This window comes from Amycolatopsis sp. NBC_00348 (assembly GCF_036114655.1).
Lineage (GTDB): Bacteria > Actinomycetota > Actinomycetes > Mycobacteriales > Pseudonocardiaceae > Amycolatopsis.
In genome coordinates this window covers 7531739-7558594 of record NZ_CP107994.1, presented here as the reverse complement: position 1 = coordinate 7558594, position 26856 = coordinate 7531739, and the positions used below count along the sequence as shown (strand labels likewise).

General features: G+C 72.4%; 28 protein-coding genes. 18 read left to right on the top strand and 10 right to left on the bottom strand.

What is annotated here, in order from left to right; all coding sequences use genetic code 11:
* Positions 1-135: 135 nt before the first annotated feature.
* From OHS58_RS33180 to OHS58_RS33150, 7 genes are all read left to right on the top strand, one after another.
* Positions 136-1758, top strand: coding sequence for a S8 family peptidase (locus OHS58_RS33180; RefSeq protein ID WP_328645103.1), 1623 nt, complete (start codon positions 136-138; stop codon positions 1756-1758).
* Positions 1755-2330 carry an RNA polymerase sigma factor gene (locus OHS58_RS33175; RefSeq protein WP_442875482.1) on the top strand — a complete coding sequence of 192 codons (576 nt, stop codon included), beginning with the start codon at positions 1755-1757 and terminating at the stop codon, positions 2328-2330. Before OHS58_RS33180 ends, OHS58_RS33175 begins: the two co-directional genes overlap by 4 nt.
* Complete coding sequence (locus OHS58_RS33170; protein ID WP_247058680.1) at positions 2327-2812, top strand: hypothetical protein; 486 nt, start codon at positions 2327-2329, stop codon at positions 2810-2812. The genes OHS58_RS33175 and OHS58_RS33170 overlap by 4 nt, the downstream gene beginning before the upstream one ends.
* Before the next feature lie 85 nt (positions 2813-2897).
* Positions 2898-5453, top strand: coding sequence for a CHAT domain-containing protein (locus OHS58_RS33165; RefSeq protein WP_326944811.1), 2556 nt, complete (start codon positions 2898-2900; stop codon positions 5451-5453).
* Positions 5454-5720: 267 nt separating this feature from the next.
* The gene (locus OHS58_RS33160) at positions 5721-6194 is read left to right on the top strand and encodes a DUF4232 domain-containing protein (RefSeq protein ID WP_328645101.1); all 474 of its coding nucleotides are present in this window, start codon (positions 5721-5723) and stop codon (positions 6192-6194) included.
* A gap of 137 nt (positions 6195-6331) precedes the next feature.
* Positions 6332-6826 carry a DUF4232 domain-containing protein gene (locus OHS58_RS33155; protein ID WP_328645100.1) on the top strand — a complete coding sequence of 165 codons (495 nt, stop codon included), beginning with the start codon at positions 6332-6334 and terminating at the stop codon, positions 6824-6826.
* A 35-nt stretch (positions 6827-6861) separates the two neighbouring features.
* Entirely contained in the window at positions 6862-7458 is a 597-nt protein-coding gene (locus OHS58_RS33150) for a DUF4232 domain-containing protein (RefSeq protein WP_328645099.1), read from the top strand.
* Positions 7459-7687: 229 nt separating this feature from the next.
* Here OHS58_RS33150 and OHS58_RS33145 read toward each other — a convergent pair whose 3' ends face one another.
* Complete coding sequence (locus tag OHS58_RS33145) at positions 7688-8671, bottom strand: small ribosomal subunit Rsm22 family protein (RefSeq protein ID WP_328645098.1); 984 nt, start codon at positions 8669-8671, stop codon at positions 7688-7690.
* 144 nt (positions 8672-8815) lie between these two features.
* On the opposite strand from OHS58_RS33145, the gene OHS58_RS33140 reads away from it, so the two are divergent.
* The 3 genes from OHS58_RS33140 to OHS58_RS33130 are packed head-to-tail and all read left to right on the top strand — an operon-like array spanning position 8816 to position 10893.
* Positions 8816-9241, top strand: a complete 426-nt coding sequence (locus tag OHS58_RS33140) for a YciI family protein (RefSeq protein ID WP_326944806.1) — start codon at positions 8816-8818, stop codon at positions 9239-9241.
* A complete protein-coding gene (locus OHS58_RS33135) occupies positions 9241-9588 on the top strand; it encodes a YciI family protein (protein ID WP_247058672.1) in 348 nt (115 codons plus the stop codon). The genes OHS58_RS33140 and OHS58_RS33135 overlap by 1 nt, the downstream gene beginning before the upstream one ends.
* A gap of 39 nt (positions 9589-9627) precedes the next feature.
* Positions 9628-10893, top strand: a complete 1266-nt coding sequence (locus OHS58_RS33130; protein WP_247058671.1) for an RNA polymerase sigma factor — start codon at positions 9628-9630, stop codon at positions 10891-10893.
* On the opposite strand, the gene OHS58_RS33125 is transcribed toward OHS58_RS33130, so the two are convergent.
* The 4 genes from OHS58_RS33125 to OHS58_RS33110 form a co-directional block, all read right to left on the bottom strand.
* Entirely contained in the window at positions 10894-11757 is an 864-nt protein-coding gene (locus tag OHS58_RS33125; RefSeq protein ID WP_326944804.1) for a thermonuclease family protein, read from the bottom strand.
* Positions 11758-11861: 104 nt separating this feature from the next.
* Positions 11862-12419, bottom strand: coding sequence for an HD domain-containing protein (locus OHS58_RS33120; RefSeq protein ID WP_328645097.1), 558 nt, complete (start codon positions 12417-12419; stop codon positions 11862-11864).
* A gap of 9 nt (positions 12420-12428) precedes the next feature.
* A complete protein-coding gene (locus OHS58_RS33115; RefSeq protein WP_328645096.1) occupies positions 12429-14120 on the bottom strand; it encodes an L-lactate permease in 1692 nt (563 codons plus the stop codon).
* 1 nt (position 14121) lies between these two features.
* On the bottom strand, positions 14122-14904 hold the full coding sequence (locus OHS58_RS33110; protein WP_326944801.1) for an IclR family transcriptional regulator: 783 nt from the start codon (positions 14902-14904) through the stop codon (positions 14122-14124).
* A 339-nt stretch (positions 14905-15243) separates the two neighbouring features.
* Here OHS58_RS33110 and OHS58_RS33105 point away from each other — a divergent pair, with 339 nt between their 5' ends.
* The 6 genes from OHS58_RS33105 (at position 15244) to OHS58_RS33080 (ending at position 20888) form a co-directional block, all read left to right on the top strand.
* The gene (locus OHS58_RS33105) at positions 15244-16464 is read left to right on the top strand and encodes a Mur ligase family protein (protein ID WP_247058666.1); all 1221 of its coding nucleotides are present in this window, start codon (positions 15244-15246) and stop codon (positions 16462-16464) included.
* On the top strand, positions 16457-17179 hold the full coding sequence (locus tag OHS58_RS33100) for a type 1 glutamine amidotransferase (RefSeq protein WP_328645095.1): 723 nt from the start codon (positions 16457-16459) through the stop codon (positions 17177-17179). Before OHS58_RS33105 ends, OHS58_RS33100 begins: the two co-directional genes overlap by 8 nt.
* Positions 17180-17208: 29 nt before the next feature.
* The gene (locus OHS58_RS33095) at positions 17209-18612 is read left to right on the top strand and encodes a sensor histidine kinase (RefSeq protein ID WP_326957111.1); all 1404 of its coding nucleotides are present in this window, start codon (positions 17209-17211) and stop codon (positions 18610-18612) included.
* Between the two features lies 1 nt (position 18613).
* Entirely contained in the window at positions 18614-19288 is a 675-nt protein-coding gene (locus OHS58_RS33090) for a response regulator transcription factor (protein ID WP_247058663.1), read from the top strand.
* 194 nt (positions 19289-19482) lie between these two features.
* A complete protein-coding gene (locus OHS58_RS33085) occupies positions 19483-19992 on the top strand; it encodes a GvpL/GvpF family gas vesicle protein (protein ID WP_247058662.1) in 510 nt (169 codons plus the stop codon).
* Positions 19993-20072: 80 nt separating this feature from the next.
* A complete protein-coding gene (locus OHS58_RS33080; protein WP_328649900.1) occupies positions 20073-20888 on the top strand; it encodes an NHL repeat-containing protein in 816 nt (271 codons plus the stop codon).
* Here OHS58_RS33080 and OHS58_RS33075 read toward each other — a convergent pair.
* Genes OHS58_RS33075 through OHS58_RS33065 form a run of 3 tightly spaced genes read right to left on the bottom strand, consistent with a single transcriptional unit; the run spans position 20885 to position 22439 of the window.
* Entirely contained in the window at positions 20885-21286 is a 402-nt protein-coding gene (locus OHS58_RS33075; protein ID WP_247058661.1) for a CoA-binding protein, read from the bottom strand. The two genes, OHS58_RS33080 and OHS58_RS33075, sit on opposite strands and share 4 nt — an antisense overlap.
* Before the next feature lie 23 nt (positions 21287-21309).
* Complete coding sequence (locus OHS58_RS33070; protein ID WP_328645094.1) at positions 21310-21879, bottom strand: hypothetical protein; 570 nt, start codon at positions 21877-21879, stop codon at positions 21310-21312.
* 56 nt (positions 21880-21935) lie between these two features.
* On the bottom strand, positions 21936-22439 hold the full coding sequence (locus OHS58_RS33065; protein WP_328645093.1) for a VOC family protein: 504 nt from the start codon (positions 22437-22439) through the stop codon (positions 21936-21938).
* Between the two features lie 140 nt (positions 22440-22579).
* On the opposite strand from OHS58_RS33065, the gene OHS58_RS33060 reads away from it, so the two are divergent.
* Positions 22580-23377, top strand: coding sequence for a 2-keto-4-pentenoate hydratase (locus OHS58_RS33060; protein ID WP_326957119.1), 798 nt, complete (start codon positions 22580-22582; stop codon positions 23375-23377).
* Positions 23374-24135, top strand: a complete 762-nt coding sequence (locus OHS58_RS33055) for a 2-keto-4-pentenoate hydratase (RefSeq protein WP_328645092.1) — start codon at positions 23374-23376, stop codon at positions 24133-24135. Before OHS58_RS33060 ends, OHS58_RS33055 begins: the two co-directional genes overlap by 4 nt.
* A 327-nt stretch (positions 24136-24462) precedes the next feature.
* Here OHS58_RS33055 and OHS58_RS33050 read toward each other — a convergent pair whose 3' ends face one another.
* Positions 24463-25338: an alpha/beta fold hydrolase gene (locus OHS58_RS33050; protein ID WP_328645091.1), complete on the bottom strand. Its 876-nt coding sequence runs from the start codon at positions 25336-25338 to the stop codon at positions 24463-24465.
* Positions 25338-26813, bottom strand: a complete 1476-nt coding sequence (locus OHS58_RS33045; RefSeq protein WP_328645090.1) for a WS/DGAT/MGAT family O-acyltransferase — start codon at positions 26811-26813, stop codon at positions 25338-25340. The genes OHS58_RS33050 and OHS58_RS33045 overlap by 1 nt, the downstream gene beginning before the upstream one ends.
* Between the last annotated feature and the right edge of the window lie 43 nt (positions 26814-26856).

The window sequence follows — 26856 nt, the reverse complement described above, 5'->3', positions numbered from 1 at the left end:
CCGTTTGCCGTCGTAGTTACGCATTCGTGACGTCCGTGCCGTATCCCGGGTGCGGCTGCCCGGTCTTTCCCGAGTAACCACACGTGATCAATGGCGGGGGCGAACGAGAGGGTGGACCCGATGGTGGTCAGGTTCGTGAGGGACGAGGGCTCCAGAGCACCGAAGGAGGATCCCGGCACGCTCAACGAGCTCCCGGCACCGCCGAGGCAGCTGCTCGACCGGCACGGCGCGCGGGTGCTCGACCCGGCGACGTCGACGGCGGTGCCGGGCCGGCCGGTGCCGCGCACGACCGTGTACCGGCCGGGGGTGTTCCTCATGCCGAACCGGTACCTGCACGACCAGGGGACCCTCGACGCCGTCAACGGCGTGCTCGCCCGCATCGGCATCTACGCCGAGCCGGCCGACCGCGGCGGCGACACCAAGGCGAGCGCCCGGGCCCGGCAGCTCGAAGACCTGCCCGTGCGGGCACTGCTCCACGTGCGCGAGGACTCCGACCCCGTCGTCGTCGACTGCTGGAAGGCCGTGCAGCTGCTGCGGGGCGCGTCGGCGGGCGAGAACCCGGAGATCGACCCCGAGATCGTTGCGAAGATTTCCGTGGAGCACCTGGTGTTCTCGACGCCGGTGTTCGGCGGGGTGCCGTGGGAGACCAGCGGCCTCGGCGGAACCCCGTGGGAGACCAGCGGGTTCGGCGCCGGCAGCTCGTACGGCCGGACGCGCGGCGCCAACCGGATCCCGGTGACGCTGTCGGCGGCCCCGCCCCACCGCAGCGCCGAGCCCGCGCACCGGCGCCCGGTCGTCGCGGTGCTCGACACCGGCATCGGCCCGCACCCGTGGTTCGGGCTGGCCGACCGCAGCGGCCCGCCGCCCGCCGACAGCGGGCTGCGCGTCGCGCCGGACATCCAGGCGGCGATCCTGCAGGCGGAGACCGACTCCGGCGTCACCGTGCCGACCCAGCTGCTCAGCGACTACTGGGACGCGCCGACGACCGGCCAGCCGCTGATCGGCGACGTCGACACCGACACCGGCCACGGCCTGTTCATCGCCGGCATCATCCGGCAGGCCTGCCCCGAAGCCGACACCCTCGCGATCCGCGTCGTGCACAGCGACGGCGTCGCGTACGAAGGTGATGTGCTGCTCGCGCTGCACCTGCTGGCCGACCGCGTGCGGAACGCGCAGGCGGACAACCGGCCCGAGGACATGGTCGACATCGTCTCGCTGTCGCTGGGCTACTACGAGGAGAACCCGGTCGACGTCGCCTACACCGGCCAGTTCGCCGCGGCGATCACCGAGCTGACCGACCTCGGCGTGCTCGTCGTCGCCGCGGCGGGCAACGACGCCACCACCCGCCGCTTCTACCCGGCGGCCTTCGCCGACCAGCCGCCCGGCCCGAACGGCGGCCCGCCGGTGATCAGCGTCGGCGCGCTCAACCCCGACCGCACCGCCAGCAAGGCGCTGTTCTCCAACGAGGGCCCGTGGGTCCGCTGCTGGGCGACCGGCGCGGGCGTCGTCAGCACCTACCCGGACGACGTCCGCGGCACCGCGTCCGCCGACCACGAAGTGCCGGACCAGGGCCGCAACTCGTTCGACCCGGACGACTACAGCGCCGGCTTCGCGGTGTGGGACGGCACGTCGTTCGCCGCGCCGCTCGCCGCCGCGGAGATCGGCAAGGCGCTGCTCAAGACCGCGGGCGCCGACCTCGCCACGGTCGAGCGCGACACCGTCGTCAAGCGGGCTTGGACCGCGCTGGGCGCACTGTGACCGTGGCCAAGACGGACCACGAACGGGTCGCCACCCTGTTCGGCGCCGCGCGGGACGGGGACCGCGCGGCGCTGGACGAACTCGTCGTCCTGCTCACGCCGCTGCTCTGGCAGGTGGCGCGTGATCAGGGCCTGGACGTCGATCAGGCGTCGGACGTCGTGCAGACGGCGTGGCTGCGCCTGCTCGGCTCGTTCGCGGAGATCCGCTCGCCGGTGGCGCTCACCGGCTGGCTGATCACCGTCACGAAGCGGGAAGCCTGGCGTACGGGGGAAAAACGCCGGCTTGAACGGCCGCTGCCGGAACTGCCGGAGCGGCTCGCCGAAGCATCACCGGCACCCGAGGAGGGGGTGCTGCGCGACGACCAGCGCGCGCGGTTGTGGCGCGCGGTCGACCAGCTGCCCGAACGCTGCCGCAGCCTGCTGCGGATCGTGGCGTTCGTGCACCGGCCGGACTACGCCGAAGTCGGCGTCCGGCTGGGCATGCCGAGGGGGAGTATCGGCCCGACCAGGGGACGCTGTCTCGCGCGCCTGCGTGAGCAGCTACTCGCCAACGGCGAAGGAGATTGGCTGTGACCACCGTCGAACCAGCAGGCGCGAACGAGCCCTTGGACGAGCTCGACCTCCGGCTGCTGGCCGGGGTGCGCGAGCTGTGGGAAGACGCCGACCCGATGCCCGCCACGCTGGTGGACCAGATCCGGTTCGCGATCCAGCTCGAGGACATCGACCTGGAAGTGATGCGGATCCGGGAACAGGAGGGACTCGTCGCCGCCCGCAGCGCCGCCGAGCAGGGCAGGCTGATCACGTTCGACAGCGAAAGCCTGACCATCATGGTGAACGTCAGCCCCGAGCAGGCGGGCACGATCCGCCTGGACGGCTGGCTCACCCCACCGGCCGAGCACCCGATCGAGGTCCGCACCAGCGGCGGCCCGCTGACCACGACGTCCGACCCCGAAGGCCGGTTCGCGGTCTGCGGTGTGCCGCACGGAATGGTGCAGGTCCTGGTCCGCACACTCGGCCGGTCGAGGACGGTGAGCACCCCGGCCATCGAGTTGTGACCCGCTCTTCGCGAGCGCTCAAAAACGCGAGCACCGCGAGGTAGGATCCGGCCGGGGGAACGGTTCCCGGCCGGAAGGGCTGCCTGTGCGCACCGAGGTCGCCTCGCCGAAGGTCGAAGACCGGGTGCGCGACCTGCACAAGCGCGCGGTCGCGGCGACCAACGACGGCCAGCCGGTGGTCGGCGGGCGGCTGATCCGCGCCGCCGCGCGGTTGCTCGGCCTGCCCGCGACGTCCGCGCCGGAAGACTGGCCGGGGTGGACGGACCTCGCCACGCGCGTCCTCGGCACCTACGCGGCCGTCGAAACGGCGCTCGGCAACAGCACCCGCGGCCTCGCGCTGCTCGACGAGGCCGACGTCCTCGTGTCGGACGCCGGGCGCGGGATCCTGCGCCAGCAACGGGGTCTGGTGCTCATCCTGATCGGCCGGATGGACGAGGCCCTCGACTGTTTCGACGAGGCGATCCCGTTGCTGCGGCAGGCGGGCGAGTTCGTCGTGCTGGCCCGGACCCTGCTCAACCGCGCGATGCTGCACCAGTACGCCGGGCGCGTCCGGCTCGCGCTGGCCGACCTCGACCAGTGCGAGCAGATCGGCGCCGGCCAGTCCGAAGAAGAGGGCCTGGCCAGGATCTTCGCGAAGGCGGCGCACGGCCGCGGCCAGGCGCGCGTGCTGACCGGCGACATCCCCGGCGCCCTGCGCGACTTCGACGCGGCGAGCGGTTTCTACGCCGAGCAGAGCGTCGGGATGCTGCCGGTGCTGGCCGTCGACAAGGCCCGCGCGCTGCTCGCGGCCGGGCTGCCCAACGAAGCCGCGGCCGAACTCGGTGCGGCGCTGGAACAGTTCCCGCGGCTGCGGATGAACCAGGAACACGCCGAGGCCGAGCTGACCCGCGCGCTGGCCGCGCTGGCGAGCGGGGAGACGTCGACCGCGCGCAGCTGGGCCGGGCGCGCCGAGCGTCGATTTCGTCGAAGGGGCAACGAAACCTGGGCGGCGGTCGCCCAGCTGACCGTGCTGCGCGCGGACTTCGCGGCCGGCCGGCGGATCGCCCGCGTCGCCGCCGACGCGACGTCGCTGGCCGCCCGGCTCACCGCGCTGGGCCTGCGCAACGACGCGGAGATCGCCGCGCTGCTCGGCGCCCGGGCCCGGATCGTGCTGGGCGACCTCGACGGCGCCCGCGCCGGCATCGCCGCGCGCGACCGCCGCACCGCGCCGCTGGAGAACCGCCTCTTCCGGCGGCTGGCGCTGGCCGAGCTCGGGGCGGCGACCGGCAACCGGCGCGTGACGTTCGCGAACGCACGGGCCGGGCTGACGCAGCTGCAGCGCCACCGCAGCCGGTTCGGCAGCGTCGACCTGAAGACCGGGACGACGTCGCTGGGCAAGGAGCTCGCCGACGCCGGCCTCGCCGCGGCGCTCGCCCAGCGGTCGCCGGGGGTGGTGTTCCGGTGGCTCGACCGGTCGCGCGCCCAGGCGTTCCGATTCCGGCCGGTGCGCCCGCCCGCGCACCCGCAGACCGTCGACGCCGTCGCCGAGCTGCGGTACCTCTCGATGCAGATCCGCGCCGGCGAGCTGTCCGGGAAGCCGGACGCGCAGGCCGTGAAGCGTTGTGCCGCACTGGAACACGAGATCCGCGCCAAGGGCTGGCAGGCCGAGGGCACCGACGAGGACCACCCGGAAGCGAAGCTGCGCGAGGTCGGCGACGAGCTCGCGGCGAGCGGCAGCGCGATGGTGTGCTTCCTCGCCGACCACGGCGCGTTGTGCGCGCAGGTGATCGCCGACCACCGGGTCGCGCTGATCGAGCTGGGCCCGGCGGCGGCGGTCGCGGAGCCGGTCGCGCGGCTGCACAGCGACCTCGACGCCCTGTGCGGCCGCCAGCTGCCGCCGCAGCTGGACCACGTCATCCGCCGGTCGGTGCGCACCCAGGTCACGGCGCTCGACGCGATCCTCCTGAAGCCGCTGGCCGCGCGGCTCGGCGACCTCGACGTCGTCGTCGTGCCGACCGGCGCGCTGTCCGCGATCCCGTGGGGGCTGCTGCCGACGTTGCGCGGCCGCCCGGTGACCGTGACGCCGTCGTCGTCGGCCTGGCTCGACGCCGGCCGCCGGCCGCGGCGCGCGACCGGGGCGCCGCTGCTGGTCGCGGGCTCCGACCTGACCCACGCCGACGCCGAGGTGTCCCGGCTGGCCGCGCTCTACCCGGAGGCCGCGGTGCTGACCGGCCCGGACGCGACGGTCGCGGCAACGCTCAAGGCGTTCGACGGCTGCCGCCTGGCGCACTTCGCCGCGCACGGCCACCACGAGCAGGAGAACGTGCTGTTCTCCCGGCTCAACCTGGCCGACGGGCCGCTGATGGCCTACGACGTCCAGCAGCTTTCGACGGCCCCGGAGCAGGTGGTGCTGTCCTCGTGCGACGTCGGCCAGACGGTCGTCCGCGCGGGTGACGAGGTCCTGGGCTTCACGGCGGCACTGCTCTACGGCGGCAGCCGGACGGTGGTCTCGAGCGTGGCCCGCGTCGACGACCGGACGGCGGGTGGCGTGATGCTGGCCTACCACCGGGCCCTGTCGTCGGGAACGCCCCCGGCCCGCGCACTGGCGGACGCCGCCCAGGCCGAGCCGCTGATGCCGTTCGTGTGCTTCGGCCGCAGCTGAGCGTTCTTCCGCTGTCCGTATGACGTTTCGCCCGGGCCGAGGTTGCCCGCCGGTGATCAAACCCACGGAACGTATCCCCGAAGATCACCGGCGCATCTTTCCCGCGTGAGTCCACTTTCGACACACCGGAGGAAAGCCATCGTGAAGCGCGTTTTGCTGGGAATCGGGGCCGCGGCGGGAACACTCGCACTGACGGCGTGCGGTTCGGCCACGCCTGCCGCACCTGCCGCTCCGAAGACATCGACGTCCGCACCCGCGTCGTCGATCGTGCCGAGTACGGCAGCCACCGCGAAACCGGCCGACACGACCGCGACGCCGCGCTGCGCCACGGCCGACCTGTCGGTGTCGCTCGGCGCGCCGAAGGAGAGCCAGGACGCGAAGGGCCAGTTCGACGTGCCGCTGACGTTCAAGAACACCTCGGCCCGCACCTGCGGCCTGCACGGCGTCCCGGGCGTCGACCTGGTCGGCCCGGACGACCCGAACGGCACCGTCTACCACCTGCCGCGGGAGGACAACGGCGCCAAGTACAACGAGGTCCCCGCGGGCACCACGGCGTCGGCGACGATCACGGTCCTGACGCCGTCCGACGGTGGCGCGTCCTGGACGCCGACGAAGCTCGTGACCATCCCGCCGGGCCAGACCCAGGCGCTGACCGCCGCATGGCCGGCGAACCTGCCGGTGCTGCGTCAGGACGCCGCGACGCACCCGGGCAGCTACGTCAACGGCATCCTCGCCGGGTGAGCGTTCTTTCTTTTCGACGTCTCACCCGGGCCGGGGTTGCTTTCGGGTGATCGACCCCATCGGGACGCATCCTCGGTGATCACTTGGGCATCTTCCTCATGAGTCCGAAAGTTGTTGACGGAACGAGGGAGAGCACCATGAAGCGCACTGTTACCGCGATCGCCGTCGGTGGCCTGGTGGCCGGGGGACTGTTCCTGGCGGCCGGCGCCGCGAACGCCATGCCGAGCGACACCCCGTGCGGCGCGTCCGACGTGCACGTGACGGTCGCGAAGGACCCGTCGAACGCGGCGGGCCACGAGGCCTACGTCCTGACCTACACCGCGACCTCGCCGACCACGAACTGCAAGCTCCAGGGCGCGCCGACGGCGTTGACCTTCGTCGCCGACGGGCAGCGGCTGCCGATCGCCACCACGGTCGACGGGGCCGAGGCGCTGCCGGTGAACCTGCGCGCCGGCCACCCGGCCGTGTCGCGGATCGTGCAGCGCTCGGCCGCGACGCCGTCGCCGGTCGTGCCGACGACCGTCACGTTCGACCTGCCGACCGGCCCGTACGGCCAGCCGGTGAGCGTCGACTGGCCGGCCGCTGCGCCGGTCAAGGGTGACTCCGTGCAGGTCACGCCCGTCAGCAGCTGAATCTCGCCGGCTTTCCGGACACAGGGAGGAATGTCATGAAGCGCATCTTGATGGGGATCGGGGCCGCGGCGGGGATGGCCGCGTTGACCGCTTGTGGCGCGGCGGGGGCCGCGACGCAGCCGTCGTCCGGCGCGGCGGGGGCCGCGGGGACGGCCGGGGGCGCCGTGGCGCCGGCAGCGGCCGCGTCCACCGCGACGCCGCGCTGCACCACCGCCGACCTGGCGGTCTCGCTGGGCAAGCCGGCTGAGAAGACCGACGCGCCGGGCCAGTTCGACGTGCCGCTGACCTACCGCAACACCTCGGACCACACGTGCGGCCTGTACGGCGTCCCGGGCGTCGACCTCGTCGGCCCGGACGACGCGACGTTCGGCCCGGTCTACCACCTGCCGCGCGAGGACAACGGCGTGAAGTACAACGAGGTCCCGGCGGGCACCACGGCGTCGGCGACGATCACCGTCCTGACGCCGTCGGAGGGCGGCGCGTCCTGGACGCCGACGTCGCTCAAGACGATCCCGCCGGGCCAGACCCAGCCGCTGACGGCGGACTGGCCGGCCGGCCTCCCGGTCCTGCGCCAGGACGCGGCGACCCACCCGGGCACCTACGTGAACGGCATCCTCGCCGACCCGGCCTGACCCGGTACCGAGCGCCCCGAGGCCACCTCGGGGCGCTTGGGCCGAATGCCACGCCCTCACTCGATCGGGTGAAGCGCGAGAGCGCGCGTCATACCTGAGGCGAGGTGCCCTCTTCCTCCATGCGGCGGTAACCGGCCGGCACGCCCCCCGACTGGCCGGTTACCGCTGCGGTCTTTCCTACTCACGGTGGACCGGCTCGACGCGCAGGCACCCGTGCTCTCCAGCTCGGTCAGGTCGTCGACCAGCCGTCGCCCCACTCGACGTCGCGGGCGGCGCGGTACCGGGGGCCCTGCTTCTTCGACACGGCGACGCCGCTCTCGAGGCCGTCTTCGGCGGTGCAGAGGTCGAGCGCGACCCAGCCCTTGTGCTTCTTCGGGTGCCGGATGATCCGCGCGTCCGGCCGCGACGGCGTGAACCGCCCGGCGACGACGTAGGCGAACTTCTCGTCCTCGAACCCGAGCGTGGCGGTCTTCATCCGGCGGTGCAGGTTGGACCGCGGCAGCCGCGCGGCGAAGTGGCACCAGTCCTTGCCGGGCGTGATCGGGCACTCGCCGTCGTGCGGACACGGCGCGACGACCTGCAGGCCGAGCCCGATGAGCTGGGCGCGCGCGGCCCGGACCCGCTCGTAACCGGCGGGCGTGCCGGGCTCGACCACCGCGACGGCCCCGGCTTTCGCGGCGAGCCACCGGACGACGTCTTCGCGGTCCGCTTCCGGCAGCTCGCCGAGGACGTAGGACAGCGTCACGAGGTCCGCTTCCGGCGCGGGCGCGGCCGGGTCGACGAGCCCGCGCCGCCACTCGGCGCCCCGGACGGCGGGCTTCCGCGCCCCGGCGGCCAGCCGTTTCCCGAGCCCGATGGCCCCGGCGACCTGCTCGACGACGGCGCACTTCTCGAGCGAAGGCCAGACCTCCGCGGCGGCCCAGACAGCGGCGCCGGTACCCCCGCCGACGTCGACCTGCGTACGCGGCTCGAAGCCGGGAGCACGCGAAGCGGCTTCGGCGAGCACCGCGTGCACGGCGGCGTAGGTCGCGGGCATGCGGTAACCGGCGTAGGCGGCGACGTCGACCTCGGAGGCGAGGATCGGCGACGTGGCCGCGTCACCTTGCCGGTAGCGCGCACTGAGCCGGTCGAAGGCCTGCGTGAGCCGGTGGAGATGGTGCTTGGCCAGCTCGTCGTCGAGCGCGGCGGAGAGATCGTCGGGGAGTACGGCCACGGCCGTTGATTCTCCCCTGTCCGGATCGTCCCGGCTCCACGCACCCTGAGCTGCTACTTTCCGGGCGCGAAAAAGTTTTCCGGCGCACCCGTCGATCCGGCGTCCCGCTGTTCGACGCGTAAGCAGAAGCGAGAGGAGACCGCGATGCGGTTCATGGTCATCGTCAAGGCGTCGGAGGAGTTCGAGGGCGGGCAGGGTCCCAGCGCCGAGCTGCTGGAAGAGATGGCGAAGTTCAACGAAGAGATGCTGAAGGCCGGCATCCTGCTCGCCGGCGAGGGGCTCACGCCGAGCTCGCAGGGCGCGCGCATCGTGTTCTCCGGCAAGGAAGAGCCCAAGGTCGTCGACGGGCCGTTCGCCGAGACCAAGGAGCTCGTCGGCGGCTTCTGGATCCTGCAGGTCCGCAACCGCGAAGAGGCGGTCGAGTGGATCAAGCGGATGCCGAACACCGACGGCTCGACCCACGAGGTCGAGATCCGGCGCGTCGCCGAGGCGTCCGACTTCGACAACCTGAGCCCGGAGGTCGCCGAGATCGAGGCGCAGCTGCGCGCGAAGACGTCCGGGGAGGCGTGATGCGCTTCCTGGTGATGGTCAAGTCGAGCCCGGAGTCGGAAACGGGCGCGCCGCCGAACGCCGTCCTGCTCGAAGAGATGGCGAAGTTCAACGAGGAACTGCTCGCCGACGACCGGATCGTGCTGGCCGAGGGGCTCACCGCCAGCGCGGAAGGCGTGCGCGTCCTGTTCGAAGGCGACGCGGAACCGAAGCTCATCGACGGGCCGTTCGCGGAGTCGAAGGAGCTCGTCGCCGGGGTGTGGGTGCTCAACGGCGAATCGCTCGACGACGTCGTCGAGCTGATGAAGCGGGCGCCGAACCCGGAGGAGCAGGGCGGCGTGATCGAGATCCGCCCCATCGCCGAGTAGTGGGTTGCACCGGGCGGGCGCAGCCTGTCTGATGGCCGGGTGACGGTAGCGGACACCCGGAGCACGGTCGAAGCGGTTTGGCGGATCGAGTCGCCGCGGCTCATCGCGGGCTTGGCCCGGATGGCCCGCGGCGACGTGGGGCTCGCCGAGGAGCTGGCGCAGGACGCGCTCGTCGCGGCGCTGGAGCAGTGGCCGGAGTCCGGCGTGCCGCGCAACCCCGGCGCGTGGCTGATGACCACCGCGAAACGCCGCGCCGTCGACCAGTTCCGCCGCAACGAGCGGTACGCCGAGAAGCTCGTGGAGGTCGGCCGCGACCAGCAGGTCGGCGAGGGCGTGCTGCCGGACTTCGACGCGGCGCTCGACGACCACATCGAGGACGACCTGCTGCGGCTGCTGTTCGTCGCGTGCCACCCGGTGCTCAACACCCAGGCGCGCGTCGCGCTGACGCTGCGGATGCTCGGCGGCCTGACGACCGACGAGATCGCGCGCGCCTTCCTCGTCCGCGAGTCGACGATCGCGCAGCGGATCGTCCGCGCGAAGAAGGCCCTCGCGGCGGCGAAGGTCCCGTTCGAGGTGCCCGAGGGCGACGAGCGGGTCGCCCGGGTGTCGTCCGTGCTCGAGGTCCTCTACCTGGTGTTCAACGAGGGTTATTCGGCCACCCGCGGCGACGACTGGATGCGCCCGGCGCTGTGCGAGGAGGCCATGCGGCTCGGCCGCGTGCTGGCCGGGCTGATGCCGGGCGAGTCCGAGGTGCACGGCCTCGTCGCGCTGATGGAACTGCAGTCGTCCCGGTCGAAGGCCCGCACCGGCCCGGCCGGCGAGCCGGTGCTGCTGCTGGACCAGGACCGCGCCCGCTGGGACCGGCTGCTGATCCAGCACGGCCTCGCCGCGCTGACGCTGTCGGAGCAGATCGCCGAAGGCGCGTACGGCCCGTACTCGGCCCAGGCGGCGATCGCGGCCTGCCACGCGCGCGCCCGCAAGGCCGACGAGACGGACTGGGCGCGCATCGCGGCGCTCTACGAAGGCCTCGGCAAGCTCCAGCCGTCCCCGGTGGTCGAGCTGAACCGCGGAGTCGCGGTGGCGATGGCGTACGGCCCCGAGGCGGGCCTGGCGGTCGTCGACGCGGTGGCCGACGAGCCGGCGCTGAAGGACTACCACCTCCTGCCGAGCGTCCGCGGCGACCTGCTGCGCAAACTGGGCCGGCTGGAGGAGGCCGAGCAGGAGTTCCGCCGCGCGGCGGAGATGACGGAGAACGCCCGCGAGCGAGCCCTGCTCCTGTCCCGCGCGACGGCGGTGGGTCGCTAGTCAGGCCTCGATGAACACGATCTGTTCCGGTGCCACCGTCAGCTTCACGCTCTGCCGTTTCACCTCCACCAGCGTCGAGAGCTCCGTCGCGTGGCCGCCGGGGACCGTGAACAGGCGGTCGTTCCTCGTGTCCAGGAAATGCGCGAAGCCCGACAAGGACGCGCCGCCCGTTTCGTCGAGGACCAGGTAGTCGGCCAGTCTGCGGAACAGTTTCGGCAGCAGGACCAGGTCGTCGCTGAGCTGGGCGCGGTTGCTCAGCTTGAAGCCCGACGTCGTGACGTCCGACGCCCACACGCCGCTGCCGGACTTCCGGGCCGCGACCGCCGCGTCCGACAGGGCCTGGCGGAGATCCGGGTACAGCAGGGAATAGAACGTCGGGTACGCCAAGCCCTCGGTGATCATCCGGAAGTTGACGGAGTTCTTGAGCTGCTTGACGTCCAGGTGCACGAGGCTGCCGTCGACCGAACGGCCCGGGCGTTGGCCGGGGAACGCGAACGCGACCGCGCGACCGTACTTGTCGGCGAAACGGGTGAGAATGTGCCCGGTCACCTTGTCCGGCGTCGCCGACTTCACCTTGCCGTCGTCGGCCCGGAGAACGTCGGTGAATCCCAGCACGGCGACCAGCCGGTCGGCGGCCGCCGTGCCCAAGGCGACCGGCTGGTGCAGCATCGGGCCGCCGTGCGGGCGGTAGTGCGTCTCCAGCGCGTCGATCGCGTCGAGCCGCAGCTGCATGCCGCCGCGGGAATTGAGCCGGACCTTCAGCCCGGCCTTCTTCGTCGCCTCGGGATCGTCCGGGTAGAACCGCACGGAATCGCCGTCCGGCGAAGCTCCGACGAGCTGGAACGTACCTTTGATCAGCGTCATGGGCATACGACAACGGTAGGACGCCCGGCCATTGATCCGTTCGCTTTTCCACCCGGACAGACCAGTGACCACAGTGGAAACAACCGCGATACCGCCGGACGCGGTTAACGGATTTCCCGCCAGGAAAGCGGGGAAAGCGCCACCGCCGCCGCGGCGATCCTGCGGGCGGTCTCCGTGGTGAGACCCGTTCGGCCGGATTCGATCCACTCGCCGACCGGCCGGATGCCGGCGTGCTGGTACTCGAGCGCCTGCAGCAGCATCTCCAGCTTGTCCGCGTCCTTGGCGCAAAGCGCTTCGGGCGTTTCCCGTGACTCGTATTCGTCGACGGCCGCGCGGACGACGTCTCGCGAAGACACCGGCAGCGCCGCCGTCTGGTCCGCGGTGATCTCCCGCGGTTCCGGCTTCCGCAGGTACGCCACGGCCGTGTGCGGCAGATCGCCGGTGCGGGTTTCCTGCGTGTCGTGCCACAGCGCCAGGAACGCCGCCCGTTCCGGGGACGCGCCTTCCTCCGCCGCGAGCAACGCGGCCAGCTGCGCCGCCCGCAGGCTGTGCTCGCCGACCGACTCCGGGTCGCGGACGCCCGCCTGCCACCACCCCGACCGCCGGATGCGTTTCAGCACCCCGAGTTCGTAACCGAAAGCGGCCAAGGCGTCAGCACTCATGCCGTCAGCCTAGGGCGACGGGATCATCGCCGTGAGGATCGTCGCCTGCAAGAGGGAAATCACGCCGACCACCGCGGTCAGCGCGAACGACCACAGGAACGTCTGCCGCAGCAGCGAGCCCTCCTTGCCGGTCTGCCCGATCGCCGTCGCGCCGATCGACAGGTTCTGCGGCGAGATCATCTTGCCCATCACGCCGCCCGACGTGTTCGTCGCGCCGGCCAGGATCGGGTCGATGTGCAGCTGCTGGGCCGAAATCACCTGCATCGGGCCGAACAGGCTGTTCGTCGACGCGTCCGACCCGGTCAGGAACACGCCCAGCCAGCCGATGTACGCCGAGAACAGCGGGAACACCGCGCCGGTCGTCGCCAGGGCGAGGCCGAGGGTCTGCGTCGCGCCCGAGTAGTTCATCACGAACGCGATCGCCAGGATCATGAAGATCGTCGCGAGCGCCCAGCGCATCTGGTGCAGCGTTTTGCGGTACGTCGAAAGCAGCAGCCCCGGCTTCGCGCCCATCGCGAACCCGGCGATCACCGCCGCGATCAGCGCGACCGTGCCCGGCGAGAACAGGAAGTCCACCGTGAACGTCGCCGCGTACGGCGCGTTCTTCGCGGTGATCGGCGGGTGCTGGATCACGTGGTTGTGCAGCCCCGGCCACGCGAAGATCCAGTCGGCCTTGTGCAGCAGCTTCGTCAGGTCCAGCCACACCGGCAGGTTCTTGAAGATCGTGCCGATCCGGGTCAGGAAGATCGCCGCGATCAGGATGATGTAGGGCATCCACGCGTAGAGCGCGCCCCGCGAAGCCTTGGCCGCGCCCAAGTTCGACGAGGCGGGAACGGGCGTCTCGCCCTCGAAGCGCCACACCGACGCGGGCTGCCAGAAGCGGGTCAGGATCCACAGCGCGGCCATCGCGGTGAGCGCGGCGAGGACGTCGACGAGGCTGGCACTGATGTAGTTCGACGCCACGAACTGCATGGCCGCGAACGCGAGACCCGCCGTCAGCACCGCCGGCCAGACCTCGACCATGCGCTTGAAACCGGCCAGTACGACGACCAGGAACGCCGGGATGATCAGCGCCAGCACCGGGACCTGCCGCCCGACCATCGCCGAGAACAGGTCGGTCGCCTGGTCCGGCTTGAGGTGCATGATCGGCGCGGTCAGCCGGCCCAGCACGATCAGCGGGTTGCCGAGGCCGCCGAACGCCACCGGCGCGGTGTTCGCCAGCAGGGCCAGCACGACGGCCTTCACCGGCGGGAAGCCGAGCGCGGCCATCATCGCCGCGGTGATCGCGATCGGCGACCCACCGCCCGCGACGCCTTCCAGGAGCGCGCCGAAGCCGAACGCGATCAGCAGCGCCTGCAGCCGCCGGTCCTCGCTGAACCCGGCCAGCACCCGCTTGATCGAGTCGAATCGGCCGGTCGCGACCGTGACGTTGTGGAAGTACACCGCGTGGAACGCGATCCAGGCCACCGACCAGACGCCGAACACCACGCCCATCGCCGCCGAGTCGAACGCCAGCCCGGCCGGCATCCCGTACAGCAGCAGGGCGACGCCCAGCGCCGTGACCAGGGCGAGCGCCGCCGACAGGTGCGCCGACAAGCGGACCACCCCGAGCGCCACCAGCAGCACGATGATCGGGAGCGCGGCCAGCAGGGCCGACACCCACAGCCCGCCCGCCGGCTGGTAGTCCTGGATCCAGGTCACGTCAGCTCCTTTGCCCTCGCACGTACCCGAGCCTCAGCGACAGGGCGGCGGCGGTCCCGGCCACGGAGGCACCCAGTTCGTCCAGCCTGCGTAGCACCCGCGGTGCCGGCCCGGCGACGCTGATGGCGGCGATCGGCCGGCCCGAGTGGTCGCGGACGGCGGCGGCGACACAGCCGACGTCCGGCTCGTTCTCGACCTCGTCGACGGCCCAGCCACGACGGCACGTCCGCGCGAGCTCGTCGAGCAGCCGGTGCGGGTCGATGATCGTCTTGAGCGTGAGGGAGTCCAGCTTCATCCGCCGGACGCGCTCGGCGCGGTCGGGCTCCGGCAGCGCGGCGAGCCAGGCCTTGCCCAGCGACGTCGCGTGCTGCGGGCGCCGCGTGCCGAGGCGGCAGGCCAGGGTGACGGCGCTGGCGCTGCGTTCGGTGGCGACGTAGACCATGGTGTCGTTGTCCGGCACGGCCAGGTAGGTCGTCTCGCCGGAGCGCTCCGCGAGCGACGCGAGGTACCGCGGCGCGCACCGGTGGAGATCGGTCGCGGCCATCGCCCGGGCACCCAGTTCGACGAGCCGAGTCCCCAGCCGCACCCGGCCGGTGACCTGGTCGGCTTCGAGGTATTCGAGGTTCTTCAGGGTGCCGACGATGCGATAGGCGGCACTGCGGGAAAGCCCCAGTTGCCGCGCGATCGCGTTGGTGGAAATCTCCTGGTGACGACCCACGTGCTCCAGCACCGCGAGCCCGCGCTCGAGAGTTCCGCTCTGTTCCAGCCCGCGCTCCGGTCCCACGTTGCCCTCCGTTGGACGTTCCGTTCCCGCTCAGCGGTACGTATTTCCGCTGGGCGGGTTTGGACGGTAACACCTCCGATGTATGCGGGGAAGATCTTGGAATAACTCGCAATAGCGCGGAATGTTAGCTCGGCTAATTGGTACAACCTCCGATGGTTAGGTTTCCTACCTAAGGCGGTTGTGGCGGCGGTCACGTCACGCTAGGCGGTGGTCCACGTTCATATCCGTGAACATTCGGCCGAACGAGTGGGCAATTCGGAGTGACCATTGGTCACCCGTGCGGAGACCGCCGTCACGCGCTCAGGAAACTCACAGCGCCTTCCGGGCACCGTCTGCGGCATGACCGTCCTGCGTACCCGCGCGTCCGTGGCCGCCGGCCGGCTGACCGCGTGGCTGTCCCGCAGCGCCGGGCTCGGCTCGGGCGGGATGATCGGCGGGCGCGTCACCCTCGCGCTCGACCCGCGGGCGCTGCGCCGCCTCGGCCGGGAACGCACCGTCGTGCTCGTCACCGGCACCAACGGCAAGACGACGACGTCGCTGATGCTCACCCGCGCGCTCGAAGCGCTGGCCGAGGTCGCCTCCAACGGCGACGGCGCGAACATGCCCGACGGCGTCCTCGCCGCGCTCACCGCCCGCCCGGACGCGCCGTACGCGGTCCTCGAAGTCGACGAGACCTACGTGCCGCAGGTCGCGGACCAGGTCCAGCCCGCGGTCCTGGTGCTGCTCAACCTGAGCCGCGACCAGCTCGACCGGGTCGGCGAGGTCCGCGCGACCGAACGCGACCTCCGCGCCGCGATCGCCGCGCTGCCCGGCACGCTGGTCGTCGCCAACTGCGACGACGTCCTCGTGACGTCCGCCGCGAGCGCGGCCGCGAAGCCGGTGTGGGTGAGCACGGGCCGCCGCTGGACCGGCGACGCGACAGCGTGCCCGCGTTGCGAAGGCCTGATCGCCGAGACCGACCGGCACTGGAGCTGCGGCTGCGGCCTGAGCCGCCCGGAACCCAGCTGGACGCTCGAAGGCGACCTCGTCCGCACGCCCGGCGGCCGCCAGGTCGACCTCGACCTGCGGCTGCCCGGCGACGCGAACCGCGGGAACGCCGCGCTCGCGCTGGCCGCGGCGCACCGGCTCGGCGTGCCGCCGCACACCGCCGCGGCCCGGCTGCGGACCATCACCGACATCGGCGGGCGCTACCGCACGGTCCGCCGCACCCGCCATTCCGTGCGGCTGATGCTGGCGAAGAACCCGGCCGGCTGGGTGGAAACGCTGCGTGTGCTGGACGAAGACACGCCGGTGGTGGTCGCGGTCAACGCCCAGGAGGCCGACGGGCGCGACCTGTCCTGGCTCTGGGACGTCCACTTCGAACGGCTGCGCGGGCGCCAGGTCGTCGTCACCGGCGAGCGCTGCGCCGATCTCGCCGTCCGGCTCTGCTACGCCGAGGTGGCGCACTGGGCCGAGCCGGACCCGGTCGCCGCGATCGACACGCTGCCGCCCGGCGCGGTCGAGCTGGTCGCCAACTACACCGCGTTCCGCGACCTGGTCGGCAGGCTGCCCGGTGGCTGAGTCGATCGTCCACATCGGACTGCTGCTGCCCGAGGTGCTCGGCACCTACGGCGATTCCGGCAACGCCCAGGTGCTGTGCAAACGGCTGCAGTGGCGCGGGTTCGACGCCGAGGTCGTGCCGGTCGGGCTCGGCGTGCCGGTGCCGTCCACTTTGGACCTGTACCTGCTCGGCGGCGGCGAGGACGGCGCGCAGGTGCTGGCCGCCGCGCACCTGCGGAAGCACCCCGGGCTGCGGCGCGCGGTGGCCCAGGGCGCCGTGGTGTTCGGTGTCTGCGCCGGGCTGCAGGTGCTCGGCACCCGCTTCCGCGGCCTCGACGGCGTCGACCACGACGGCCTCGGCCTGCTCGACGTCACCACCGAACCCGGCGAGCGGCGGTCGGTCGCCGAGCTGGTCGCGACGTCGTCCGCGCTCCTGGGGAACTCACCGCTGACCGGCTTCGAGAACCACCTCGGCGTCAGCAAGCTCGGCGCCGACAGCGCGCCGCTCGGCCAGGTCGTGCGCGGCACCGGCAACGGCGACGGCACCGAGGGCGCGGTGACCGGCCGGATCATCGGCACCTACCTGCACGGCCCGGCGCTCGCCCGCAACCCGGCGCTCGCGGACCTGCTGCTCGCCTGGACGGCCGGGCACCCGCTGCCGGCGTTGCCGGTGCCCGAGGTCGACCGGCTGCGCGGGGAGCGGCTCACCACTTCGCGCCGCCGCCGGACGTCGTGACGGCGTCGCGTCGTGGTTACGCTGAGTTGGTGAAACTGGGCAGGGTGATCGCCGCGACCGGCGTCCGGATGCGCACCACCGCGGTGGCGGTGTTCGCGCTCGCGCTGGCCATCGCGGCGGCGCTCGCGATCGTCGTGGTACTGCTGGAGGAGTCGCTCGATCGCAGCGTCACCGAGAGTGCCCGCAGCACCGGCCGCCAGGTCGCGATCCAGCTCGTCCGCGAAGGCGCGCGGGACCTGAGCGCGAGCGACGTCGCGAGCACCGGCGACACCGAAGCCGTCACGCAGGTGCTGAACGCGCAGGGCCGGCCGATCGCGAGCGACCCGGCCATCGTCGGGCACCCGCCGCTGACGTCCGCGCGGCCGACGATCGGCCACGAAACCGTCGAGACGCTCCCGCTGGGTCTCAACGGCGACGGCGACGACTACCGCGTCGTCTCCCAGGAGGTGAACGGGCCGGGCGGGCCGTTCACGGTGATCTCGGCGCGCTCGCTGGAGCCGGTGACGGAGGCGTCGACGCGGCTGACGTTGCTGCTCGGCCTGATCGCCGTGCCGCTGCTGGCCATCTCCGGCCTCGCCGTCTACCGCGCGGTCGGCTCCGCGCTGCGGCCGGTCGAGCGGATGCGCCGGACCGTCGCCGAGATCTCGACGCGCGACCTCGAAGCCCGCGTCCCGCTGCCGCCGGGCGGCGACGAGGTGCACCGGCTTGCCGTGACGCTCAACGAAATGCTCGGCCGGCTGGCCTCCGCGCAGGCGGCGCAACGCCGGTTCGTCGCGGACGCCAGCCACGAGCTGCGGTCACCGCTCTCGACGATCAGCACCGCGCTCGACGTCTCCGGGCGGCACCCGGAGAGCACCGAGGAGCTGGTGCCGGTGATCGCCCGCGAGACCGCGCGGCTGCGCGAACTGGTCGACGACCTGCTGATGCTCGCCCGCACCGACGACGCCACCGACCGGCCGTCGCGCACCGAGGTCGACCTCGACGACATCGTCCGCGCCGAGGCCGAACGCGTGCGCGGCGAATGCGCGCTCGACGTCGAGGTCCGGGCCGGCCCGGCGAAGGTCTACGGCAGTGAGGCCCAGCTGCGCCGCGCCGTGCGCAACCTCGTCGACAACGCGCGCGGCCACGCGCGGGACCGGATCCGCGTCGCCAGCTCGGTGCACGGCGACCTCGCCGTCGTCGAGGTGAGCGACGACGGCCCCGGCGTCGGCGAGGCCGACCGCGACCGGATCTTCGAGCGGTTCGTCCGGCTCGACGCGTCCCGCCAGCGCGGCCACGGCGGCACCGGGCTGGGCCTGCCGATCGTCGCCGGCATCGCGGCGCGCCACGGCGGCCGGGCGCGCTACGCCGCGTCCGAGGAACCCGGGGCGCCCGGTGCGCGGTTCGTGATCGAGCTGCCCGTCATCGCCGTGCCGGAAGAGGAGGAGGACTGACGTGCGCCTGCTGATCGTGGAGGACGGGCGCGAGTTCGCGGAGACGCTCCGGCGCGGCCTGGTCGCCGAGGGCTTCACCGTGGACGTCGCGCACACCGGCAAGGACGGCCTGTGGTCGGCGACCGAGCAGGAGTACGACGTCATCGTGCTCGACATCATGCTGCCCGAGCTGTCCGGCTACGAGGTGCTCAAACGCCTGCGGGCGGCCGAGAACTGGACGCCGGTGCTGATGCTGACCGCGAAGGACGGCGAGTACGACGAGGCCGACGCGTTCGACCTCGGCGCCGACGACTACCTGTCGAAACCGTTCTCGTTCGTCGTGCTCATCGCCCGGCTGCGGGCCCTGCTCCGGCGCGGCGCCCCGGCCCGTCCGGCCGTGCTGGAGGCCGGTGACCTGCGGCTCGACCCGTCGGCCCGGACCGTCCACAGAGGACAGAAGCGGATCGAGCTGACCGCGCGCGAGTTCGGGCTGCTGGAGTTCCTGCTGCGCCGGGCGGGCACCGCGCTGACGAAGAACGAGATCCTCGGCCACGTCTGGGACGCGCACTACGACGGCGACGAGAACGTCGTCGAGGTCTACATCGGCTACCTCCGCCGCAAGATCGACGTGCCGTTCGGCACCCACACCATCGAAACGGTCCGCGGGGTCGGTTATCGGCTGGCCGGTGGAAATTAACCGGAATCACCTTTTCGGCGCAGTCACCGCCAACCGGGTGGCCGACCTCGGCGAACCGGTGAAAACCACGGTGTGAACGGCATTAGTGCCGAAGCTCCGACGTTGCTACGGTGACGGTCCGGCCGGCGAAGGAGCCGATTTCCCGCAATTTCGCCGCGGTGTCGAGAGCCATTGTCGAACGAGAACGGAGAACCGTGGCGCTGCAGTTGTTCGGGGTGGTCCGGGCCGGTCATCCGAGGGTGCCGCGCGCGGTGCGGTGGGAGGACATCGCGATGGTCGTCGGCGAGGCGCCCGCCGATCCGGACCCGGCCGCGCACCTGGCCGTGGTGTCGTCGCTCGTCGAAGGCGGGCCGGTGCTGCCCGCCCGGTTCGGCGCGGTCGCGGAGGACGAAGAGGCCGTCCGCCGCGAGGTGCTCGCCCCGGCCGCCGACGAGTACCGCGCCGACCTCGCCCGCCTCGACGGCCTGGCCGAGGTGCACGTCTGCCTGCGGTTCGGCGACTCCGTGTCGGGGGTGGGCCTGCTCGCGGAGGTGGCGGAACGGGCCCGCGACTCGGTGTCGCTGCCGGCGGGGGAGCACGCCGACGAGCGCTGGGCGTTCCTGGTGGGCCTGGGCGACCTGCTCGTCGTCCGGGAGGCGGTCGCCGGGCACGGCGCCGACTGGCTCGGGCCGCTGCCCGCGTACAGCTTCGTCGACCGGCGGTGAGCGACGGCGGAACAGTTGCTGAACAGTCCTGACGTCGCTGGTCACTGCGGCCCCGCGTCGGTGATCCTGACGCCGTGGCCATGATCGCGACCCGCACCGACCAGCAGGCTCCGCCGCCGGAGTACCGCGGCGCGTTCGGCCGCGTCGGCCCCGGGCCGGGGCAGTTCGCCGGCCCGGCCGGGATCACGGTCGACGCCCGCGGGCAGCTGTGGGTGGCCGACACCGGCAACGACCGCGTCCAGGCGTTCACCCGCGACGGCAAGCTCGTGCGCGTGCTGGCCGGGCGGCTCAAGGCACCGGAAGCCGTCGCGGTCGACGCGGCGGGCAACGTCTACGTCGCCGACACCGGCAACCACCGCGTCGCGCAGTACGCGTGGTGGGGCGGGTTCGTCCGGGAGTTCGGCACCGGCAAGCTCGCCGGCCCGTGCGGCATAGCGCTCGATTCGGCCGGCCGCCTGCTCGTCGCCGACCCCGGGCACCAGCGCGTCGCGCGCTTCGACACCCGCACCGGCGCGGCGCTGAGCGACATCACCGAGAAGGTCGGCTCACCGCGGGGCATCGCCGGCGACGGCGCGGGCGGCGCCTGGATCGTCCACAACGGACACCCGGCGGACGGCGACGTCGCGGTCGCGCGGTACAACGCCGACGGCCAGGTCATCGGGTCCCTCGGGATCGGCCGGTCCCGCGCGGCGGACGTCGCCGTGACCGCGTCGGGCGACGCGTACGTGACGTCGCCGGACCACGGCCGGATCACGCGGTTCGACACCACCGGCTCGTGCCGCGTGGAGTTCGGCTCGGACGCGCTCGGCGCCCCGCTCGGCGTGGCCGTCGACGCGGCCGGCGGGATCTGGGTCACCGACGCCGGTCACCACCGCGTCGTCAGCTTCGGCGGCTAGCTCTTCGAGATCGACGCCGTCGCGCGGACCACCGCGGTGCAGCGGTTCTGCACGAACTCCAGCCCACCCTCCTCGGCGATGCGGCGCGCCTCGGCGGAGGTGATGCCCTGCTGCAGCCACAGCGCCTTGGCGCCGATCTCGACGGCGTCGCGCGCGATCCCCGGCGCCTCGGCGGACGGGCGGAAGACGTCGACCAAGTCGACCGGCTCGGGGATGTCCTTCAAGGACCGGTAGACCTTCTCGCCGAGCAGCTCGGTCGCGGTCGGGTGGACCGGGATGATGCGGAAGCCGTGGGCCTGCAGCACCGCCGGCACCCCGTGCGCGGCCTTGGCCGGGTCGCGGCTCAGGCCGACGACCGCGATCGTCTTCGCGTTCGCCAAGATCTCTTCAGCGTTCATGCGGGTGGAACGCCCGGCGCGCGTCAAAGCTTCCAGAGCCGCAGGCCGCGGACGCGGTAGACGGGCCAGAGCACGTGCCACGGCTTCCGGTGGGCGAACGTCGCGCAGCAGGTCAGGATGTTGCGCGCGGACGTCGTCGACACCTCGTGCCGGTCCGGCCACGCCTCGCCCTTGGCGCCGACGGCGATGCGGAACACCGTCAGCAGGCCGCGGCCCTGCAGGTCGTACTTGGCGCCGGTGTCGCCGGAGTCGGGGCCGAGTTCGAGGATCTCGGCCCCGAAGGCGCGCGCGATCCCGGACGCCCCGCTGGGGACCGCGCCGACACTGCGGGTGATCGCCTTGCCGTGCAGCCGCCGGGCGTAGCGGGCGAGCAGCAGCCGTTCCCACAGCGGGAGGACGCGGCGGTGCGCGAGCAACGCGGCGCACTCGCCGTGTCCGATCGCGAAGATGGTCTCCACGTCTTCGTAGCTGCCGTACTCCGCGGGCTCGTTCAGGTGCAGCCGCACCTCGAACCGGGTGCGGGCGGTGAGCTCGTCGAGGTGCTCACGGCGGTCGAGCCGGGCCTTCGCGCGGGAAAGCGACCAATCGGCCATCGGACCTCCAGACGTCGCGGACAGGGTAGATCGCCCGCGACGTCCAGACCACGCTTTCAGCCGATCTTCTCGCCGTACATCTCGCCCAGCGGGTCGGAGATCAGCTCGACGCGGGCGCCGTCGGGGTCGGCCAGGTAGATCGACGTCTCGCTCTCGAGCAGGTACTGCACGCCGGCTTCGTCGAGCTTGTCCTTGATGACGCGCCACCGCTCCGGCGTGACGGACAGCGCGAGGTGGTGCAGTCCGCCGAGGACCTCCGCGTACGGGCCGAGGTCCAGGCCGGGCAGGTCGAAGAAGGCGACCGCGTTGCCGTTGCCGACGTCGAAGAAGAAGTGGCTGGAGCCGGGGTAGTCGCGGTTCTCGATCAGCTCGGTGAGCGGGAAGCCGAGGATGTCCTGGTAGAACCCGATGGTCCGCTCGACGTCGCTGGAGATCAGCGCGGTGTGGTGGATGCCGCGGCCGTTGGTTTCGGGCCGTTCGGCGGCCGGGCGCAGGTGGCGCTCGCGCAGCTCGTCACGGACCTCGGCGAGCTTGGTGACCTCGGCCTGTGTCGGTGCCATGTCCCTCACGTCCCTTCCTGGTGGTGTCGTTCAACGTACGCCCGATTTATCTCGCGCGCAAGAGGTTGTCTGGCGAGAGTTCCGCTGGGTGGAACACCCGGGCTTGTGTGTGGCTGCCGCCGCGGGCAGAGTTCCCGAGTGTGGACGCCAGCAGAGTGCAGGAGGCCGCCGCCGTTCTGGCCGGGGCCTACGCGACGCGCGAGCCGATCGAGCCGCTGATCAAGACCTTCCCGGAGGCGACCGTCGAGGACGCCTACCGGATCCAGCAGGAGCAGGTGCGGCACTGGACGGCCGCGGGTGACGCCGTCCGCGGGCACAAGGTCGGCCTCGCGTCGGCGGCGATGCAGCGGCAGATGGGCGTCGACCAGCCCGACTACGGCCACCTGACCGGCAGCATGTTCCACCTGGAGCACCAGCCGATCCCGACGTCGACGTTCCTGCAGCCGCGGATCGAGCCGGAGATCGCGTTCGTGCTCGGGTCGGCGTTGCGCGGCCCCGGCGTCACCGTCGCCGACGCGGTGGGGGCTGTGTCATTTGTGCTGCCGTCGCTGGAGATCGTCGACTCGCGGATCCAGGACTGGAAGATCACGCTCTTCGACACGATCGCGGACAACGCGTCGTCCGGCGGCGTGGTGCTGGGCAGCAGCCCGACGGCGCTGGGTGCGGTGGACCTGCGGCTGGCCGGTTGTGTGCTCTACCAGAACGGGTCGGTGGCGGCGACCGGCGCGGGCGGTGCGGTGCTCGGGTCGCCGTTGAACTCGCTGGTGTGGCTGGCGAACACGGTCGGCCCGCTGGGCGTCACGCTGGAACCCGGGCACGTCGTGCTGCCGGGCTCGATGACCCGCGCGATCCCGGTGTCGCCGGGCGACACGGTCGTCGCGACCATCGCCGGCATCGGCAGCGTCACCGCGGTGTTCGCCCCTTCGGAGGAATCATGAACGTGCGCGAAGCGGCGGCTTCCTTGCTGGCCACGGAGTCGGAGCGCCCGCCGCTCTCGGCGGACTGGCCGGACCTCGACGTCGACACGGCGTACGCGATCCAGGACGAGGCCCTGCGCCAGCGCCGGGCCCGCGGCGAGACGCTGATCGGCGTCAAGCTGGGCCTGACGTCCCGGGCGAAGCAGCAGCGGATGGGCATCGACTCGCCGTTGCTGGCCTGGCTGACCGACGCGATGGTGCTGCCCGCGGGGGTGCCGGTGCCGTCGTCTTCGCTGCTCCACCCGCGCGCGGAGCCGGAGCTGGTCTTCGTACTGGGCCGGCGGCTGTCCGGCCCCGGCGTCACGGCGGCGACGGCGCTGGCCGCCGTCGACCGGGTCTACGGCGGGATGGAGATCATCGACAGCCGCTACACGGACTACCGCTTCACGCTCCCGGACGCCGTCGCGGACAACGGCTCGTCGTCTCACTTCACCCTGGGCCCGATCGGCCTGCCCGCGTCTTCCTTGGACCTCACCTTGGAAGCGGCCCTGCTGGAGGTCAACGGCCAGATCGTCGACACGGCCACGGGCGCAGCGGTCCAAGGCCACCCAGCGGAGGCCCTGGCCCTGGCCGCGAACACCCTGGCGACCCGCGGCCTGGCCTTGGAACCAGGCTGGCTGGTCCTGACAGGCGGCATGACAGACGCAGTCCCGCTCAACCCGGGTTCCCGAGTAGCGGCCCACTTCTCCCACCTAGGCTCAGTAACCCTCTCCGCCTGACCCGAGTCGCCCCCCAATCACACGAGTCACGCCTCCAGTCACGCGAGTCACGCGCCGGATCACGCGAGTCACGGCCCGGATCACGCGAGACACGCGAACCGGCCCGGCGAACTCGCGTACCTGAAGGGTCGGCCCGCGTACCTGGAGAGTCGGCTCGCGTACCTAGAGGGTCGGCTCGCGTACTTGGAGGGTCGGTTCACGTGCCTGGAGGGTCGGCTCACGAACCGACCGTCCAGGTACACGAGCCGGCTGTCCGGGTACGTGAGCCGACTCCCTGGGTACGTGAGCCGACTGGCTGGGTACGTGGGCCGACTCGCCGGGTACGCGTCAGGTGGTTACTTTGGCTCGGTCGGCGATGCGGGTGATGCCTGCGATCACCCGGGGCCAGACCGCGCGGGGCAGGTCGTGGCCCATGCCGGGGACGATGTCCAGGTCGGCGCCCGGGATCGCGCGGGCCGTCGCGCGGCCGCCGGAGACGTGGACCAGCGGGTCCCGCGATCCGTGCACCACCAGGGCCGGTACGCGCACCTTGCGCAGCTTCGGCGTCCGGTCGCGGTCGGCCACGATCGCCGCGAGTTGGCGGACCGTGCCACCCGGGTGGACGCCGCGGCCGAACGTCCGCTCGGCCCGCTCGCGCATCCGGGCCTCGTCGAAGGGGTAGCCCGGCGAGCCGATCACGCGGAACGTGCGGACCGCCAGCTCGACGTACTCGGCGCGGTCGCGCGGCCGGGCGCCGAGCAGCATCGACATCGCCTTCGGGCTCGGGCGGCCGGCCAGCCGGCTCCCGGTGGTCGACATGATCGACGTCAGCGAAAGCACCCGCGACGGGTACCGGATCGCCAGCGTCTGCGCGATCATCCCGCCCATCGACGCCCCGGCGACGTGCGCCGCCGGGATGCCGAGGTAGTCCAGCAGCCCGGCGGCGTCGGCGGCCATGTCGGCGAGCGAGTACGGCGCGCCGCGCAGCAGGTACGCCTGCGCGAGGTTGGCCTGGCCGCGCATCCGGCTCGACCGCCCGGAGTCGCGGTTGTCGAACCGGATCACGTGGAAGCCTTGCGCGGCAAGGGATTCGCAGAACTCCTCGTCCCACCAGATCATCGGCGCGCCGAGCCCCATCACGAGCAGCAGCGGCCGCCCGCTCGCGTTGCCGAACGTCTCGTGGCACAGCTCGACGCCGTTGACCGCCGCGACGCGCTCCGCCATCAGGCCTCCCGGGTGTGCTCGGCGGCCAGCTTGGTGAGCTCGGCCAGCGCGTCGTGCAGGTGGTCGATCAGGTCCCAGACGTCCGGGATCAGCTCGCGGCACGCGACGAGCCCGAAGTCCAGCTTGCCGTCGTAGGACATCACGGTGATGTTCAGCCCGCCACTCGCGTCGGTGATCGCGGACACCGGGTAGTTGGCGAGCAGCCGGGCGCCGGCCAGGTAGAGCGGCACCTGCGCGCCCGGGACGTTCGACACGACGAGGTTGACGACCGGCGTGGTCGCGCCGAGGTACTTCATGGTGGCGCGGGCGGCGAGCCCGCCGAGCGCGGCCGGGAGCATCCCGCTGAAGTCGACCAGCCACGACGCCGGCAGCGGCTGGTACCGCTGCTTCGCGGCGACCATCGCGCTGGTGACCTCGGCCAGCCGCGCGGCGGGGTCGGCGAGGTGCGTCGGCAGCGGCGCCAGCATCACCGACACCTGGTTCCCGGCGTCCTTGGCCTGCTCGGGCGTGCGCACCGACAGCGGAACGAGCGTCACGAGCGGCTGGTCGGGCAGCGCGTCGTGGTCGACGAGCCACCGGCGCATGACGGTCGCGCACAGCGCCATCACGACGTCGTTCACCGTGACGCCGAAGGTGTTCTTGACCCGCTTGACCTCGTCGAGCGGCAGCGAGCCGTACGCGAACCGGCGGTGCGGGCCGATCGGGCCGTTGAACGGCGTGTCCGGCGCGACCAGCCGCGGCCGGTCGGCCTCGTGGCGTCCGGCGCCCTGGCGCGTGACGCGGTTGAGCACGCTGCCGGCCTTCGCGAGCAGCCCGACGCCGGGGTAGCGGGCGAGGCCGGGCACCTCGTCGATGTGCTGGAGCAGCTTCGGCACCTGGAGCGCGGCTTTGACGGGGTGCAGCGCGAGCCGTTTCACGCCGTTGAGCGCGAGTTCGACGGGTGACGGGATGTCGTCTGTTCGCGGCTCCCCGGGCGGGTTCACCCGGCGCGGCTCGGGAGTGACGTCCATGAGCACGCCGATCAGCTCGGCCCCGGAGACGCCGTCGATCGCGCTGTGGTGCACCTTCGTGTAGACGGCGACGTTGCCGTCGCGCAGGCCCTGCACCAGGTACGCCTCCCAGAGCGGCCGCCGCCGGTCGAGCGGCCGCGCGGTGAGCCGCGCGATCTGCTCGGCGAGCTGCCGTTCGTCGCCCGGCGCGGGCAGCGCGATCTCGCGGACGTGGTACTCGAGGTCGAACTCGGGATCGTCGATCCAGTACGGGTGGTCGAGCCCGAGCGGCACCGGCAGCAGCCGCCACCGCAGGGGCTTGGCGAGGTGCAGCCGCGAGCCGATGAGCTCCCGCAAGTCGTCGACGGTCACGGTGCCGCCCGGCGCGGTGGCCGGATCGAGGATCGACAGTCCGCCGACGTGCCCGGTGGTGGTGGTCGACTCGGCGTTGAGGAACTGCACGTCCAGGGCGGTGAGCTGGCGCATCGGGCCTCCTCGGGGACTCGGCAGGCCAGTCTGCCCGGCGGGG